16 protein-coding genes and 3 pseudogenes are annotated in these 13,571 nt (G+C 36.2%); 8 read left to right on the top strand and 11 right to left on the bottom strand.

The window, feature by feature from the left end:
- Position 1 precedes the first annotated feature (1 nt).
- The 3 genes from sufB to RHABOEDO_RS01785 form a co-directional block, all read right to left on the bottom strand.
- A complete protein-coding gene (gene sufB, locus RHABOEDO_RS01795) occupies positions 2 to 1,441 on the bottom strand; it encodes a Fe-S cluster assembly protein SufB (protein WP_215217535.1) in 1,440 nt (479 codons plus the stop codon).
- A gap of 366 nt (positions 1,442 to 1,807) precedes the next feature.
- Positions 1,808 to 2,059 (bottom strand): IS30 family transposase, encoded by a 252-nt coding sequence (locus RHABOEDO_RS01790; protein ID WP_245397583.1) that lies wholly within the window; start codon positions 2,057 to 2,059, stop codon positions 1,808 to 1,810.
- Between the two features lie 336 nt (positions 2,060 to 2,395).
- A complete protein-coding gene (locus RHABOEDO_RS01785) occupies positions 2,396 to 2,650 on the bottom strand; it encodes a hypothetical protein (protein ID WP_215216983.1) in 255 nt (84 codons plus the stop codon).
- Between the two features lie 84 nt (positions 2,651 to 2,734).
- Here RHABOEDO_RS01785 and RHABOEDO_RS01780 point away from each other — a divergent pair, with 84 nt between their 5' ends.
- Positions 2,735 to 3,103 carry an IS630 transposase-related protein gene (locus RHABOEDO_RS01780; protein ID WP_215216866.1) on the top strand — a complete coding sequence of 123 codons (369 nt, stop codon included), beginning with the start codon at positions 2,735 to 2,737 and terminating at the stop codon, positions 3,101 to 3,103.
- Positions 3,055 to 3,594, top strand: coding sequence for an IS630 family transposase (locus RHABOEDO_RS01775; protein WP_320412789.1), 540 nt, complete (start codon positions 3,055 to 3,057; stop codon positions 3,592 to 3,594). The genes RHABOEDO_RS01780 and RHABOEDO_RS01775 overlap by 49 nt, the downstream gene beginning before the upstream one ends.
- Before the next feature lie 77 nt (positions 3,595 to 3,671).
- On the opposite strand, the gene RHABOEDO_RS01770 is transcribed toward RHABOEDO_RS01775, so the two are convergent.
- Genes RHABOEDO_RS01770 through rfbC form a run of 5 tightly spaced genes read right to left on the bottom strand, consistent with a single transcriptional unit; the run spans position 3,672 to position 7,582 of the window.
- Positions 3,672 to 4,430, bottom strand: a complete 759-nt coding sequence (locus tag RHABOEDO_RS01770) for a hypothetical protein (RefSeq protein WP_215217345.1) — start codon at positions 4,428 to 4,430, stop codon at positions 3,672 to 3,674.
- A gap of 57 nt (positions 4,431 to 4,487) precedes the next feature.
- Positions 4,488 to 5,222 (bottom strand): 3-deoxy-manno-octulosonate cytidylyltransferase, encoded by a 735-nt coding sequence (kdsB, locus tag RHABOEDO_RS01765; protein ID WP_215217344.1) that lies wholly within the window; start codon positions 5,220 to 5,222, stop codon positions 4,488 to 4,490.
- Complete coding sequence (gene rfbB / locus RHABOEDO_RS01760; RefSeq protein WP_245397539.1) at positions 5,216 to 6,199, bottom strand: dTDP-glucose 4,6-dehydratase; 984 nt, start codon at positions 6,197 to 6,199, stop codon at positions 5,216 to 5,218. Before rfbB ends, kdsB begins: the two co-directional genes overlap by 7 nt.
- A gap of 4 nt (positions 6,200 to 6,203) precedes the next feature.
- Positions 6,204 to 7,055 (bottom strand): dTDP-4-dehydrorhamnose reductase, encoded by an 852-nt coding sequence (gene rfbD, locus RHABOEDO_RS01755; protein WP_215217342.1) that lies wholly within the window; start codon positions 7,053 to 7,055, stop codon positions 6,204 to 6,206.
- Complete coding sequence (gene rfbC / locus RHABOEDO_RS01750) at positions 7,052 to 7,582, bottom strand: dTDP-4-dehydrorhamnose 3,5-epimerase (RefSeq protein WP_215217341.1); 531 nt, start codon at positions 7,580 to 7,582, stop codon at positions 7,052 to 7,054. Before rfbC ends, rfbD begins: the two co-directional genes overlap by 4 nt.
- A 162-nt stretch (positions 7,583 to 7,744) precedes the next feature.
- Here rfbC and RHABOEDO_RS01745 point away from each other — a divergent pair, with 162 nt between their 5' ends.
- Positions 7,745 to 8,713, top strand: coding sequence for a hypothetical protein (locus tag RHABOEDO_RS01745; protein ID WP_215217340.1), 969 nt, complete (start codon positions 7,745 to 7,747; stop codon positions 8,711 to 8,713).
- Positions 8,714 to 8,718: 5 nt separating this feature from the next.
- Entirely contained in the window at positions 8,719 to 9,504 is a 786-nt protein-coding gene (locus RHABOEDO_RS01740; protein WP_215217339.1) for a hypothetical protein, read from the top strand.
- Here RHABOEDO_RS01740 and RHABOEDO_RS01735 read toward each other — a convergent pair.
- Together RHABOEDO_RS01735 and RHABOEDO_RS01730 are read right to left on the bottom strand one after the other, a co-directional pair.
- Positions 9,501 to 9,929 (bottom strand): thioredoxin family protein, encoded by a 429-nt coding sequence (locus RHABOEDO_RS01735; protein WP_215217338.1) that lies wholly within the window; start codon positions 9,927 to 9,929, stop codon positions 9,501 to 9,503. The genes RHABOEDO_RS01740 and RHABOEDO_RS01735 overlap by 4 nt on opposite strands.
- Complete coding sequence (locus tag RHABOEDO_RS01730) at positions 9,930 to 10,982, bottom strand: NAD(P)/FAD-dependent oxidoreductase (RefSeq protein WP_215217337.1); 1,053 nt, start codon at positions 10,980 to 10,982, stop codon at positions 9,930 to 9,932.
- 279 nt (positions 10,983 to 11,261) lie between these two features.
- Between RHABOEDO_RS01730 and RHABOEDO_RS01725 the strand changes: the two are divergent.
- The 3 pseudogenes from RHABOEDO_RS01725 to RHABOEDO_RS01715 all read left to right on the top strand — a co-directional run.
- Positions 11,262 to 11,762, top strand: a pseudogene (locus RHABOEDO_RS01725) (helix-turn-helix domain-containing protein); the annotation flags it as partial.
- Positions 11,763 to 11,910: 148 nt separating this feature from the next.
- Positions 11,911 to 12,201, top strand: a pseudogene (locus RHABOEDO_RS01720) (IS481 family transposase); the annotation flags it as partial.
- Positions 12,202 to 12,450: 249 nt separating this feature from the next.
- Positions 12,451 to 12,678, top strand: a pseudogene (locus RHABOEDO_RS01715) (transposase); the annotation flags it as partial.
- A gap of 113 nt (positions 12,679 to 12,791) precedes the next feature.
- On the opposite strand, the gene RHABOEDO_RS01710 reads toward RHABOEDO_RS01715, so the two are convergent.
- Positions 12,792 to 12,986 carry a hypothetical protein gene (locus RHABOEDO_RS01710; RefSeq protein WP_215217784.1) on the bottom strand — a complete coding sequence of 65 codons (195 nt, stop codon included), beginning with the start codon at positions 12,984 to 12,986 and terminating at the stop codon, positions 12,792 to 12,794.
- Between the two features lie 59 nt (positions 12,987 to 13,045).
- On the opposite strand from RHABOEDO_RS01710, the gene RHABOEDO_RS01705 reads away from it, so the two are divergent.
- On the top strand, positions 13,046 to 13,543 hold the full coding sequence (locus tag RHABOEDO_RS01705; RefSeq protein WP_220017503.1) for an IS30 family transposase: 498 nt from the start codon (positions 13,046 to 13,048) through the stop codon (positions 13,541 to 13,543).
- Positions 13,544 to 13,571 lie beyond the last annotated feature (28 nt).

The raw sequence follows: 13,571 nt of genomic DNA, 5'->3' as shown, positions 1-13,571 counted from the left end.
GCTATCCAACAGAATTCTCTAATTTTAAAGTTAATAATTTTTGTGCTTCAACAGCAAACTCTAGAGGTAATTCCTGAATGACTTTTTTGCAAAATCCATTAACGATTAAATTAATCGCATCTTCTCGAGAAATCCCCCTGGTTTCTAAATAAAATAGTTGCTCCTCATTCATTTTTGAAGTAGAAGCCTCGTGTTCTAATTGGGCTGTTTCATTAGCTATTTCGATATAAGGAAAGGTATTAGCAGAACATTGATTGCCAATTAACATTGAATCACATTGCGTATAATTACGAGCTCCTTCCGCACGAGGAGCAATTTTAACAAGACCGCGGTATGTATTATGGGATTTATCCGCTGAAATTCCTTTAGATATGATTGTAGATCGTGTGTTTTTACCTAGATGAATCATTTTCGTACCGGTATCTGCTTGCATCATGCCATTGGTCAGAGCTACCGAATAAAATTCTCCAACTGAGTTATCTCCTTGTAGAATACAGCTTGGATATTTCCATGTAATTGCAGCGCCAGCTTCTACCTGTGTCCAACAAATTTTTGAGTTGACCCCTTGACACCGCCCTCTTTTAGTAACAAAGTTATAGATCCCTCCAAGCCCTGTCTTAGGATCTCCTGAGTACCAATTCTGCACTGTAGAATATTTAATTTCCGCATAATCCATGGCAACCAATTCAACGACTGCTGCATGTAATTGATTTTTATTAAAAGCAGGGGCTGTACATCCCTCTAAGTAACTTACGTAAGAACTTTCTTCAGCAAGAATTAACGTTCTTTCAAACTGTCCGCTTTCTCGGTCATTTATGCGAAAATAGGTAGATAATTCAATAGGAGAGCGCACACCTTTAGGAACGTACACAAAAGAGCCGTCTGAGAACACAGCTGAATTAAGCGCTGCAAAAAAGTTATCTCCAATCGGAACAACACTTCCCAGATACCTTTCTACCAATTCTGGATAAAGTTTTATCGCTTCTGAAATCGAACATAAGATCACACCTGATTCTACTAAAGCTTTATGAAAAGTAGTCCCCAAAGAAACAGAATCAAAGACAACATCTACAGCCACATTAGCTAGTCTTTTCTGCTCATCTAAAGGAATACCTAACTTTGCAAATGTTTTTAAAATTTCAGGATCTACTTCATCTAAACCATTTAAAGATTGCTTTTTTTTAGGCGCAGAATAATAAGAAATATCTTGATAATCAATCGGTGTATAACGTAAATTTCCCCACTTTGGTTCTTTCATTTGCTTCCATTTGGCAAACGCTTGTAAACGAAATTCTAGTAAAAAAGCGGGTTCTTCTTTTTTTGCTGAAATAGCGCGAACCGTATCCTCTGATAGTCCTTTTGAAAAACTTTCTGTTTCAATTGAGGTTGTAAAACCAAATTTATATTCTGAGCGCTCTTCCATAAGTTGCTGGGTCGACATATATTTCCTATAAAATTCCTTCTATACTATCTGAATGCTATAGATTTTCTCAATCAAAAGCCTCAAAATTTCTATTCGCAAATAGACACTTTAATTAAAAAAAGAAACACACCTATTTAATATGCAATAACATACGCTTATAAAGTCAGATTGAAAACTTAAATAATTTCATTCTATTTTCAAACGAAATTAGAGTGAAAAGTCTTCGACCTTTTTAAGATTGGCCCTTTCAACCTCGAAGTACACAAAAAAGAACATATAAATACTTGAAAAAACATCTATTGTGCACCCGAGCATAGCATGTTTGTAGATAATCTCCTAAACACTTCTAGTGGAGTTTCGAAGTTGAGAGCCTTTCTAGGTCTGTTATTTAGTATAAGTTTCCACCCTTTCCATATCCTTGGAAGTCGTATCTAAAAAGCTTTGTGTTTTAGGAAAATATTGCCTAACTAGTCCGTTTGTATGCTCATTTAAGCCTCTTTCCCAAGAATGGTAGGGCGTTGCAAAGTAGAAGTCTGTCTCTAGCTCGAAACTAACCATTTGGTGATAGGCAAATTCTTTTCCGTTATCTGCTGTTAATGTGTATACAAAATCTTCGATAGGTTTAAGTTGTTCAATTAACGCTTGACTTACTTCCTCTGCAGTTTTATGAGAAACTTTGGCGAGCTTAATTTAGCTTGGAAGTTCTTTCTACCATTGATACAATTACGCCTTTATGTCCTGCCCCTATGACTGTATCTAGTTCCCAGTCTCCTAAACGAGTCCTTTTTTCTACAATACTTTGCCTCGACCTAGCTACTTACTAATAGACACTATTTATGCCTCAATCACATGCAATTTGTGCCTCTTCCTAACCACTTCAAAAGCTTTAACAGCTCCTTCCTCACAATGAAATTCCTGATTTTCAAAATGCCACAGAACTTGCTTTAGCTTCTTCTCTAAAGTTTTCTTCTCTCACAAATATGCTTGTTCTGAAAACACCAACAGCCATCTTTGCTCAATTCCTCCATACAAAGACTTAAAGCCTGAGGTTTTGTATCCTTTTTCTCGGTTCTCCCAAACGATTTCTTCCTCTGTTTTTTCTATTAGTCTTCTTGCTTCAGTAATTGTTTCGCGGACGCATGTAACCCATATGTAGTCATTATTTTTCAATAACTTGTCTTTCGTATACAAAGCAGAATCTGCAACCCATTTAAAAAAATTTTCCACATCTATTAGATCAGTTATAGTTATTTAAAATATTATTGATAAAGTTGTATATTTTTCTCCAACAAAATATATGGAGGTAGAGAAATGCCTAAACCTTATTCAATGGATCTAAGAAAACGAGTGCTTCAATACCTAGAAGAAAATAACGACAAAATGAAGGCCAGCCAGCTATTTCAAGTTGGGATTGCAACTGTCTACCGATGGGTAAAGCGTAAGAAACAAAGAGGAAACGTAGAACCTCTAAAAAAGAAAAGCACTTATAAGAAAATTGATGATCAGAGATTAATCGCTTATGTAGAAAAAAACCCCGATCATTTTTTATCAGAGATTGCAAAGCATTTTGGTTTGACTTTGCAAGCAATCTTTTACGCTTTGAAAAGACTCAAGATCACAAGAAAAAAAAGATTGCGTTTTATAAGGAAAGGAATGCGGAAGCAAGAGCGGAATATCTAAAAAAGATAGAAGCAATTTCTCCTGAAAAAAGGGTCTATTTGGATCAGAGCGGAATCAGTCAATATGTGCATAGGCAATATGCGAGGAGCGCGAGGGGAAAACAAATATTTGGAGGAATTTCAGGAAAACGATTTGGTAGACAGAGTGTAATTTCGGCACTACAAGGGAAGAAATTGCTGGCACCGATGTGTTTTGAAGGAACTTGCAATACGGATCTATTTAATGTATGGCTAAAACAGGAATTGATTCCAAATTTGACTCATGGCCAAGTTTTGATTCTCGATAACGCGAGCTTTCATAAATCAAAGACAACTAGAACATTGATAGAGGAAAGTGGATACGAAATGCTCTTTCTCCCGCCTTATTCACCGGACTTAAATCCTATCGAAAAATATTGGGCCAATATGAAAACGAAAATCCGAGAACTTTTACCTACTGTAGCTAATTTATCCGAAGCCTTAGATCAAGCTGTTTTATCAATGTCGATTTAAATAACTATATTACTAATCCATCTAAATCTAATCCATCTAATTATAACTATGCAAAACGAACAGTTAAAACTATTGAATTAGTTGCAAAGCGTTTCTTGATTGCAATCGATCTGTGGGTTCTCTATCCAAGCAGAAAAAGGTGTGGTTAGATCAGCTAAAAAAGTAGTTTTTAGCCAGAAGGTGAAAAAGATGCCCCCATATCTTTCCGCTCCTAATAAAGCTTCATTTGCATAAGGAGGATAAGGATTGATTTTATGATGAGAATAAGAAGAATCAGAAGGCACCATAAACACATAAGCGAGCCAAAAATTGGGTTGAGAAATCTCAGGTTTTAAACCCTGCTCCCAATCACTCACAATAACAGGTCTTAAATGATAACCCTCTTCTCTTTGAACAAGTTTTTTGAATTCATCATGAGTCACCCACATTAAAACTCCATTTACCGTATCAAAAGGATTAGTTGTGAATAGATTTAACATCGCTACATCAGTTTGGCGCGATAATTTTTTTGAAAGGGATGCTTTATAGTTAAATGCACGTTGAAACCCGTAAGCTATTACCAGGCGATGTGTGTCAATTGTTGTTTGGGAAATTGTTTTGAGAGCAGACTTAGGATATAATAAACTTCCATAGGCAAATATAGGAATACGCTGATTAGGAAATAGCTGAAATACTTCTTCTACTGGTGTAGGAAAGGAAAAAGAAGGATATTTCTTGAGATCTTTTGCTAGTTTTCGAGCGTGTTCAACAAGCAAGGAATGTCTATTAGCCCCCCATGGAGGGGTTGTTGCTCTTAAATCGGTTATCAAAAAAAGAAGCAATAAAAAGACCTTCATCTTTAATACCTTGTATCTTTTAGATATATCGGAAGTTACTCGATGCTAAAAAACATGTCAAGAAGATAGCAATCCTAAATACTTTTCCGCTTTAGCAAGATGTTCGGGAAGATCGATCCCTAAAGAGCTCTCTAAAGTTTCATTTACACGAATGCGTAGATTATGAAACAAAAAGCGCAACTGTTCTAATTTTTCTGCTTCTTCAATGTCACAAGAATCTAATTGAGAGATCTTCTCTAGAGCTGTTTGAGAAAAAGCATAAAGCCCAATATGCTGATAATACAATTGTAATGGATTTTGATCGCGATAATGAGGGATAGCACTACGAGAAAAATAAAGTGCATGTCCTTCATGATTACAGATAACTTTTGTAATATGAGGGGATAAAATATCGGAAGGATTAATAATTCTTTTTTTCAAAGTCCATATATCGCTATCGGAAGTTGCCTGCAAAAGATCTTTGATCATTTGCTCACTGATAAATGGCTCATCTGCTTGCCAATTAACCCATATATCTGCTCGCATAGAACATTTTTGCATAACTTCGATCAACCGATCTGTTCCTGTTGGGCATTCTTGAGATGTCATGATATAATTAGCGCCGAAGCATTGGACAACCTCTCTTGTCTCTTCTGCATCTACAGCAATCACCACTTGATCAAAACAAGAGATAGAACATGCTTTTTCCCATACCCATTGGATTAAAGGTTTATCATGTAATAAGGCGAGGATTTTCTTAGGAAACCGCGTGGAATATAACCTAGCAGGTATTACGCAAATAATCTTTAACATTCTAACCTCTTTGGGTATTCTAAATACCAGCAGATGGTCCTTTTCAAAGAGGATTCAAAACCATATACAGGTACCCAGCCAAGATTTTTTTTAAGCTTAGTAGCATCAATAGAATAACGCAAATCATGTCCTGGTCTATCAGCTACTTTTTTGATGAGAAGCTTTAACTGGGTCGAATCTTCATTTTTTAAGGCAGAAAAAGTATCAATGATAGAATGAAGTACATCGATATTTGTTTTCTCGCATCCTCCTCCTATAGCATAAGACTCTCCTACAACTCCTTGCTCTAAAATTGTCCAAATAGCCTTAACGTGATCTTCAACAAATAACCAATCGCGAATGTTCATTCCTTCTCCATATATAGGCAGAAAGGATTTATGCAAACAGCCTGCAATCATTTTTGGAATAAACTTCTCTGGATGTTGACAAGGTCCATAATTATTGGAGCAATGGGAAATAGTAGTTGAAAGTTTATACGTATGGGCATATGCACGCACAAAGTGATCTGCTGCTGCTTTGGAAGCTGCATAAGGAGAATTAGGTTTATAAAGGGATGTCTCCTTAAAAGGAGTGTCTTGATGAGTCAAAGACCCATATACTTCATCGGTAGACACATGATGAAAGTGAATTTGAGGAGATAAGCGTACAAGATCTAGTAGTGCAAGAGTTCCTCCTACATTAGTCTCTAAAAACTTCTTTGGCCCTAAAATACTTCTATCGACGTGGCTTTCTGCAGCAAAATGCACAATTGCTTCAATCTGATGTTCTTTTAAGAGCTGTGCTACTCTTTTTTGATTACAAATATTTGCTTGCACAAATATATGACGCATATCATTTTGAACAGGTTCTAAATTATGCATATTGCCAGCATAGGTTAAGGTATCGAGATTTACTATTTTCTCAACTCCATAAACCTTGTTTAATCCATAACGAATAAAGCAAGAACCAATAAAGCCGGCACCACCCGTAACTAACAAAGATCTAAACCGTGATCGCATCTATGAAAAATTCTCCTAATGCCTTTTTCCAATGTCTGGGAGAGTTGTTTAGCTTTTTAGAAATTTTCTGTGTCCCTAATACATTAAACCTGGGGCGTTTCGCCATATTTACATATTTAATAGCTGAAGTAGGAATAATTTTCTTACAAAAGATGCGATCTTGCAACTCCTCAAAAAGCTTTTTTGCAACATCAAAACGAGAACAAACACCTCGATTCACAAAATGATAAATTCCTTTTTCTTGTATAAGATTCAAAATAACAGAAGCTAAATCATAACAATAAGTAAGACACCCCCATTGGTCTTGGACTACATGAATCTCTTCTTGGTTTTGCAATAGGGATAATAAAGAACTGATGAAACTTTTTCCTCCTGCACCAAAAACCCAAGAAGTGCGAAGAATACACGCATTAGGATGAATATCTAATACTAGATTTTCTCCTTCTAGTTTGCTTGCGCCATACACATTTATAGGACAAGGTGTATCCTCTTCGCAATAAGGAGTTTGCTGATCTCCTGAAAATACATAATCGGTGGAAATATGCATTAAGTGCGCACCCACTAGCTTTGCTACTTTTGCTACAAAAGAAGCCCCTGTTGCATTTACCAAAAAAGCTAACTCAGGATTTTTTTCTGCTCGATCTACATGGGTATACGCGGCGCAATTAATCACATGTGTTGGTTGTATCCATCTAGCTCTTTGTAGTAAACGATTATAATCTGTGATATCGGCTAAAGATCTATCATCAACAATAAACTGCAAATTTCTCTGTGCACATATTTTTGCGCATACACTAGCCAACATCCCTTTGCCACCTAAAATCCAAATCTTCATGTTATTTGCCGTAAAAATGGTTGATTGCGATCTTTTTCAGAAAGGATTACTGAAGAAAGAGGCCAGTTAATTCCTATATCAGGATCATCGTAACGAAATCCCTTTTCCTCTAATGGATCGAAACAACTACTCACCTTATAGCAAACATGAGCAGTTTCACTCATTACACAAAATCCATGCGCATATCCTGTAGGAATAAATAACTGTTCTCCTTTTTCCGCATCCAAATAAATTCCTAGCCATTTACCAAAAGTAGAACGCGTCGGACAAATGTCCACCACTACATCAAAAATAACCCCTTGCATTACCCAAATCAGTTTTGCTTGACCTGGCGCTCTCTGAAAGTGCATTCCTCTTAAAGTTCCACGTTGAGAAAAAGAATGATTATCCTGGACAAATTCACAATGAATTCCTTTTTCTATATAGCGTTGCTTATGGAACATTTCCGAAAAAAAACCCCTTTGATCAAAAAATCTCTGTGGCTTAATTAAGCTGATACCCGGTAGAGTTAAAGTTTCTATTTTCATATTGGATTAGTGTATGTACAAAGCAATGCTATCATTTTTTACCTTAATTAACCTGACTTTTTCAAGTACTTATATAAAAATATACGGATGAGATATAAAAAAATCTACTTATACCTATTGATCAAACCCATTCTAAATAATAAGGAATTAAACAGCTAAAACATGGTCTTTTTAAAAAAAACTCTAATTCCAGTTGTTATTTTATGTTCTTCTCTAACGGGATTTGCAAACTCTCCTCATATGCATCATATCGCTAAGCCCTGGTTCACAGGGCCTTTGCTTACACCAACTGCAAATGTTGTTCCTAAAGGTAACTACAACATACAATCCTATTTGTTCCTCACAAATACCTATGGATATTACAATGCTTATTGGAAAAACCACTCTATGCCCCACTTATTTATTGGTTCCTTCGTATTAGATGCCCAATTCGGGTTGTCAAAGATTTGTGATTTTCAGTTCAATCCCTTAGTATTGTATAAGCATAAGAAAGATATTCATGCACGGGCATTTGGAGATATTCCCATATCCCTTGGCTTTCAATTATACAAAGCGAATCCCACTGGGCCTGCGGTTAAACTAAGATTGCTTGCCGCCTTGCCTACAGGAAAATATCAACACCTGAGCTTGGATAAACAAGGCTTAGACGCAGGAGGATTGGGAGGTTACTTTCCAGGAATTGGTTTAGTTATTGGACGAACATTTCAAATGGGCTGCTCTCACTTTCTAGCAACTCGTCTTAATTTAAGCTATCATCTTCCTAATCCAGTTCATGTAAAAGGATTAAATTCCTATGGAGGAGGACCTCATACAAAAGGCAAAGTATTTCCCGGACAATTTTTTATTTCTCTATTGGGGCTAGAATGGTCTTTTACTCAACGCTTTGTTTTAGCTTGTGATTTAGAATATACACATATTAATAAAACACGTTTTAAAGAAGATAGAGGTCATTTGAATGGTATCCCTCATTTAATAGATGCTACTTCAAAAGAGCAAATAAGCATTGCGCCTGCAATTGAGTATAATTTCAATCATAACGTAGGAATGATCGCTGGTTGTTGGTTTACTATAGCAGGCCGCAATACACCTGCATTTGCAAGTGGTATTATTTCTCTTAACATTTACAAATAAATTTTATGCTTTTAAGATTACTGCTTCTTCTATTGTTGATAACTAATTGTCAGGGCAAAATAAACATTTCCCACGCTTGCTATTTTAGTCTTTCCAAAAAGGAAGCACATTTTATTGGTAAAAAAATTTGGCAGAATGAATGTGGCGCAACTACTCACAAATTGCTAAGCTGGAATACCGGTGAAGATTTTCTCTCCTTAGGGATCGGTCATTTTATTTGGTATCCAAAAGACAGGCAAAAGCAATTTGCAGATACATTTCCTGACTTTCTTCTATTCTTACAAAAACATCGTGTTTCCATCCCCTCTTGGCTCAAGAAAGAAAAAGATTGTCCCTGGTACTCTAAACAAGAATTTGACCAAACCAAAGATTCACGTAAGCAAAGCTTAAAAAAACTACTCACTCAGACCATTGAATTGCAAATGCTCTTTATTGCACAGCGGTCTCAAAAGGCCATTGCAAATATTCTTTTTTCTCTTCCTCTTAAAGAAAAAACATCTTTTATCAAAAAAATACGTCTGCTTGCCCAAACCTCTAATGGAAAATACGCCATTATAGATTATATTAATTTCAAAGGAGAGGGAACTACTCTCAAAGAGCAATATGCAAATCAAGGATGGGGGTTAAAACAAGTGATACAAAATATGTCAAATCAACCAACTAACCCCGTCCAAGATTTTGTGAAAGCTGCTAATTTATTGCTTGAAAACCGGGTAGCAAATGCACCTAGGGATGAATCGCGCTGGCTACCTGGCTGGAAGAACCGCCTATTGACTTATTTGAATCCTTAATCTTCTACATAAGCTAAAAAATTTTTTATATTCATCTTCTTTATTTCCTCCATCCCTATATGCTTAGCAATTTCCTCTCCTTGATCATCTAAAACAATCAAAGTAGGCAAGCTAGTTATTTCAAACTTTTTACATAAGTTATCTGTCTTTGGATTACTTGCGTTGATTTTTATAAAGATAATTTGCTTATTAAATAGACGAGCCCAACTTTCATATAAGGGTTTGAACTGCTCGCAAGGAGGGCAAGAATCTTTATAAAAGTCGATGAAAACTATTTTTCGATTTTCTAAAAGCTCATAGATTTCCTTTAAAGAAGAGACTTCTAAAGGAGTATTTCCTGTTTTAAGCGATTGCTTATTTGCAGAATAAACCGGCAAAGAGCAAACCATAAATAAACCACTTAAAAGAATGAGAATATTTTTCATTTATATTTCCTTTTTTAATCTATTTTGCAGAAGCTCGCAAGGCTTACATGGTTTATTGATCTCTTTTTGTAATTGCATAGCTGCTTTAGCGCCATCTGCTGCTGCGCAAACTGCCTGTTTAAATTCAGGATCTGCTACCTCTCCTGCAGCATATACTCCCTTAATAGAGGTTTTTTGGTGTTCCTTCAACCGAATATATCCTGAATCTAGCTCTAATTGACTGGCAAATAACTCTGTGTTTGGCACAGATCCAATAGCTAAAAATAAAGCATCTACTGGCAGATGATAACTTTTTTTGTGTTTTTGATTGGATAAAATAAGATAGCTTACCCGATCTTTTTCCCCTTTTATCTCTTTTACTATAGTTTGATAGAGAACTTCTATATTTGGCAGAGACACAACTTGTTTCTCTCTTTGTTTTTCTACAGTACGAAAAACTCTTCCGCGTACTATGATATAAACTTTTTTAGCAAGGTTAGCAAGATACTGTGCTTCTGTTAAAGCTCCATCCCCCCCTCCTACCACTGCTACGGTTTTGTCCTTGTAAAATCCCCCATCACATACTGCACAACTATATACTCCCTTAGACCAATAGCTCTGTTCTCCAGGAACGTGCAATTTATTAGGGGTTGCTCCTAAAGCGACTACCAAAATAGACGTATAGTATATCACTTCCTCCTGAGTAATTAAAGAACGAGTTGTTATTTGATGGGCTTTTTGAAAAAGATCGTGCGAAAGTACTACATCAATTACTTCCTCTCTAAGCAGCTCGGCTCCATTTAGACGCGCCTGATTTTCAAGGTCTTTACCTAGTTCAATTCCTGAAATCACATCCCTGCCTGGCCAGTTTTCTACTCTAGGGGATTGCGTAATCATACCCCCTATGCTATCTCCTGTAATGACAACCGGTTTAATCCCAGAGCGTCCACAATAAATAGCAGCTGTTAAACCAGCCGGTCCTCCTCCTAAAATCAAAACCGGTACATCTCTTGTTTCAGTAGCATAAATAAAAGTATTTAGTAAAATTATAATTTGAACCAATATTTTTTTCATTTATACCTTCCTTTAATTTATATGTAATTTTTTTAAGAATAAAAATAAAGATTTTTAAAAAAAATCAAGCTATTTAGTTGGCATAAAACCCTATGTATTAGACTTCTTTCGAAATTCCTCAAAGCAACTCTAAATTGTGAATCCCTGCGATAAGATTAAATCGCAAATGTAATAGACAAGACTTAAATTGACACTTATTGGTAAATAGCAAAGAAAAACAGCTTATGCAACTGCGGCGTGATGCCGTAGTTGCATGAGCAAATAGCAAAGTGGTAATTTATGAATATAGCAATAGAGAGAAAAGTGATAAAAAATAAACTAGGCCTTTTAAAATTAGCAAAAACGCTAGGAAATGTATCTCAAGCATGTAAGCACATGGGATATTCAAGAGAAAGCTTTTATACATACAAAGAGCTTTATGAAAAAGGCGGAGAAGCCGCATTACAAGAAATCTCTAGAAGGAAACCCTGCCCTAAAAATAGAGTGGAAGAAAAAATAGAAACTAGCGTAGTTGCATTTGCTATAGAAAAACCTGCATATGGACAGCTCTGAGTTTCCAATGAGATGAAAAAGAAAGGGGTTCTCATTTCTCCAGGAGGAGTGAGATCGATATGGCTAAGGCATGATCTAGAAACATGTAAGAAGAGACTAAAGGCGTTAGAAGCAAAAGCAGCTCAAGATCACTTGATCTTTACAGAAGATCAATTAAGAGCGCTTGAAAAAGCTAAAGAAGAAAAAGAAGCGCATGGAGAGATAGAAACACAACACCCTGGCTATCTTGTTCTAGAAGAACTGCAAATGGATATGGATAAATGGGTAAAAGAGTACAATGAAGAGCGAGTCCATTCTGGGAAATATTGTTATGGGAAGACACCATGGCAAACCTTTCAGGATGCAAAGCATCTAGCACAGCGATGAGTTGAGTTTCAACCCTAAAACTGTTCTTAAGTGAGGAAGAGAGGGTTTCAGCACGATGCTCCTATGGGGCCTAAAAAGATTCATTCCACTATCCTAAGCAATGAAGAAGAGGCTATAATTATTGCTTTTAGCAAGCATACCCTTCTTTCCTTGGATGATTGTTTGTATACTCTACAGTCCACTATTCCTTAACCTTACAAGATCTACCCTTCATCGATGCTTACAAAGGCACGGGATAAGTCGTCTGCCTGAAACAAAAAGTGAAAAACCCCTTAAGAAGAAGTTTATTTCTTATCCTATGGTTCTCTAATTGCACACAAGGGGAATATAAATTCTCTTAATTCTTCATAAGCTCTCCGAGCCGATATTTTGCTTGCAAAATAAAAGGCGTTTTTTAAGATCTTAGAGCCTGTTTAAAATCTTCTCATTAAGGTATAATGATAGTTTTCATAAAACCTTTGGAGGTAGTTATGACCCGCTCTTATCCAAGCGATATTTCTCGTAAACAATGATGATAAAAATTCTAAGAGTATTCTTGAAATAGTTTTAAAAAAAATTGGTTGGCGAGGTCAGAAAAAGCAGTGGTCGGAAAGAGAAAACAAGCTTTGTAATTATTGATGCTCAAAGTGTTAAAAATACTGATACAGCGGAAAAGAAAGGATATGATGCAGGGAAAAAAATATCAGGAATAAAAAGACATATAGCAGTCGATACCCAAGGGCTTCCTCATGCGATTCACATTACCACAGCTAATATCACTGACAGAAATGGGTGTATATAGTAGTGCCAATTCAAACGGCTAGCTTAAAGGAAGAGACAAACCCTACTTTAAGATGGATTTTCCAAGTCATGGAAGGAATAGGTGTGGTCTATTTTTACGATGAATCGCTTTCATACACTATCTGGAACTTCTTGTTCAGCAGCTTCTTCTCTTCCATCCAAGATAGCTTGATATTCTTCTCGGTAATTAGCAGAAAGAGCTTCATTCCACTTAGGATGATTAATAAGAAACTCCAAACACTCGTTTTCGTTTTGTTGTTTTTTTAAGACAGAGTCTTTAGCTTCTTTTAAATCTAGTCTTTTCAAGTTTGAAGTGCACAGAAGAATTAAAAAAAGAATAGGCAGGCGATGAAAGAATCTCTATTGTGATTTTTAACAATCAAACACAAGGAGAGACCTTGCCTAAAGGCTACCATCACCTAACCTATGACCAAAGATGTCAGATTTATATTTTAAAAGCTAGAGGAGATACATCTAGCTCAATAGCAAACATTCTAAAAGTTCATCATAGCACTATTAGTAGGGAACTTAAGAGAAATAAAGGGCAACGAGGATACCGTCATCAGCAAGCTCAAGAAAAAGCATTTCTTAGAAAAAATTCTCAGCCCAATAAAAAAATGACTCCTCAAATAGTTACCCGTATTGAAGAAAAAATCAAGTTGCAATGGAGCCCTATACAAATATCCGGATGGCTTAAAAGACATGGTAAAGAACATGTTAGTCATGAGACCATCTATAATCATATCTGGAAAGATAAACGACAGGGAGGACAGCTTTATAGAGAGCTCCGTCATCGAGGGAAAAAATATAACAAGCAGAGAAAGGGAGCTTCTGGAAGAGGGAACATGCCTGGTCGTATATAGTGGTTCCGATTCAATCGTATAGAAAAAT

This window comes from Candidatus Rhabdochlamydia oedothoracis (assembly GCF_019453995.1).
Classification (GTDB): domain Bacteria; phylum Chlamydiota; class Chlamydiia; order Chlamydiales; family Rhabdochlamydiaceae; genus Rhabdochlamydia; species Rhabdochlamydia oedothoracis.
This window is presented reverse-complemented; position numbering and strand designations above follow the sequence as displayed.